General features: G+C 74.0%; 2 protein-coding genes and 1 pseudogene. All 3 read right to left on the reverse strand.

What is annotated here, in order from left to right:
* The coding region (locus V7053_RS18850) for a trypsin-like peptidase domain-containing protein (RefSeq protein WP_334173782.1) at window positions 1-571 on the reverse strand (571 nt) is incomplete at its 3' end.
* Between the two features lie 119 nt (window positions 572-690).
* A complete protein-coding gene (locus tag V7053_RS18855; RefSeq protein ID WP_334173783.1) occupies window positions 691-1512 on the reverse strand; it encodes a COG4705 family protein in 822 nt (273 codons plus the stop codon).
* Window positions 1513-1924: 412 nt separating this feature from the next.
* A pseudogene (locus tag V7053_RS18860) lies at window positions 1925-2160 on the reverse strand (transglycosylase domain-containing protein); the annotation flags it as partial.

Genomic DNA, 2160 nt, shown 5'->3' on the forward strand with positions numbered 1-2160 from the left:
AGTCGCCCATCGTGATCGGGGCAAGGGCCGCGCCCTGGACCTGGATGACGGCGAGGTCCGAGAGGGGGTCGGTGCCGACCACCGTGGCCGGGTACACCTTGCCCTCGCTCGTGCGGACCTGGATGGTGGGGGTGGCCGTCTGCCCGTCGATCGTGACGACGTGCGTGTTGGTCAGGATGTGCCCTGCACTGTCGAGGACGACCCCCGAGCCCGTGCCCTGGGCGCTGCCCGAGGACACGGAGACCGTGACCACGCTCGGGGAGGCCTTCGCTGCGGCGGCGGCCACCGCATCCGTGCTGGTCCGGTCGTTGACGACGACCGGGCTGGCCTGGACCGAGGCCCCGGCCTGGGCCTGCCCGGGCGCGGCCTGGGCGAGCAGGGCATAGCCCTCCGCGGCCGCGCCCCCACCGACGAGTCCCGCAGCGAGCATCCCCGCCGCGAGGGCACCGCTCCCCCACAGCCGTCGGCCCGGCGCCCGGCCGCCCCCGGTGTGCTGCCGGGCGCCGGGAGCGCCCTGGCCGGTGCCCGCGCGGCCCTTCCCCTGGTCCGGGTCCGGTGTGGCGTCATTCACGGTGGTCTCCCTTTCGTGGTCCTGTTCCCCACAATGGACCGCGATGCTGTGCTGGGCTCATCGCTTTCCCGAAAGGTCGCTGGGAGCCTGCCGTGCGCGGAGGCCGCCGCCGGCACCCCTCAGGCCGGCAGGATGCGCTCCCGGCGGGGTCGCTGCAGGTACTGGAGGTAGCCGACGAGGACGACGATGAGGGCCAGCAGGACCGCCGAGACCGGCCCGTCGCCCCAGCCCAGGCCCCCGACCTCGGGCCCCTTCCCGGTCCAGTCGGCGAACGAGGCGCCCAGGGGGCGGGTGAGGACATAGGCGACCCAGAACGCGGCGACCCCGTTCAGGCCGAACGCCGCCCTGGCCGCGCCGGGGGCCGCGAACAGCAGCGCGAACACGATCCCCGCCCCCAGGAACCCCAGCCCGGCCGTGTAGGCCAGCAGGTCCCCGGCAGCGGTGCCCAGGGCGAACGCCGCGCACACCGCGGCCCAGTAGAACACCTCCGGCCGGCCACGGGTGATGCTGTGCACCGACAGGGTCCCCTCCACCCGCCACCAGGCCCACAGCACTGCCGCGAGCACCACCGCGAACCCGGCCGAGGAGAGCACGTAGGACACGCCCAGGACGACATGGAGGACGTCGGCGGCCATCGTCCCGAACACCGCGACCATCGTCACGGCGAGCCAGTACACCCACGGAACGTACCGGCGGGAGCGGAACTGCAGGGCCAGGGCCGCGGCGAAGGCCAGGAAGCACCCGGCCACCGCGAGGTAGGGATTGAAGCCGTTCACGAGGTAGTCCGAGGTCGACTCCCCCAGGGCGGTGGTCAGCAGCTTCACCGCCCAGAACAGTGCCGTCACCTCCGGCACCTTCAGCACAGCTGCAGGGCCCGTCAGGGCCGCGTGGCGCTCCAGGGCGCCCTCATCGGCCCCCACCGGGGCATTGGCATAGGACATGCCCCCATGCTGCAGGCGCCCCTCTAAGGGATCTCTAAGAAGAATCATGGGTGTGCGGCCGGGGCCCGGGCCGCACTCCCGCGCGGCGCACCGGCCCGGATCAGGCGCCGTCCGGATCACTTGGGCAGAAGCGCAGTCCGGCGGGGAGGTGCAGGGATGCCGGGCGCGGGGGGCGGGGGGTCCGGTGCTGGTGGGGCGGGCAGGGCCAGAGGGGGCCGCTCGCTCCTGCCCGCCCCCTAACCGGGCCGGTGGCTCCCGGGCACGCGGGGGCGGGCCCCGGCCGGAGCGCCCCTCCTGCTCCACAAGAGGTCCGGCTGGGGCCCGCCGCACCAGTGTCTCCTCGGGCGGCTGAGACCGGGCTGAGAACGCTGCCGGCCGGCGCCGCCGCCACGGCGGGCCAGCCGGGCGTGCTTCAGCCGGTGACGAGGTTCCTGGGCGGCGGGGTGAAGCTGCCGTGGTCGTAGAACTGGTAGGCCTGCTGCATGTAGCGGGCCCACTGCGGGCCGGCGATGTAGGCGCCGTCCACGACGGGGTAGTACCGGCCGTTGACGGTGATGTTCCGGCCGAGGCGGGCGGTGGAGTTGAAGGGGTCCCCGAAGAAGGAGGCGGTGGCCAGGCCCTTGGTGTAGCCGAGGACCCAGGTCTGGT

The sequence above is a fragment of the Sinomonas sp. genome (genome assembly GCF_036848755.1).
Lineage (GTDB): Bacteria > Actinomycetota > Actinomycetes > Actinomycetales > Micrococcaceae > Sinomonas.

Bases quoted from the DNA above. Each gene is read 5' to 3' on its own strand.
- V7053_RS18855 (WP_334173783.1), bottom strand. From the start codon at position 1,512: ATGTCCTATGCCAATGCCCCGGTGGGGGCCGATGAGGGCGCCCTGGAG.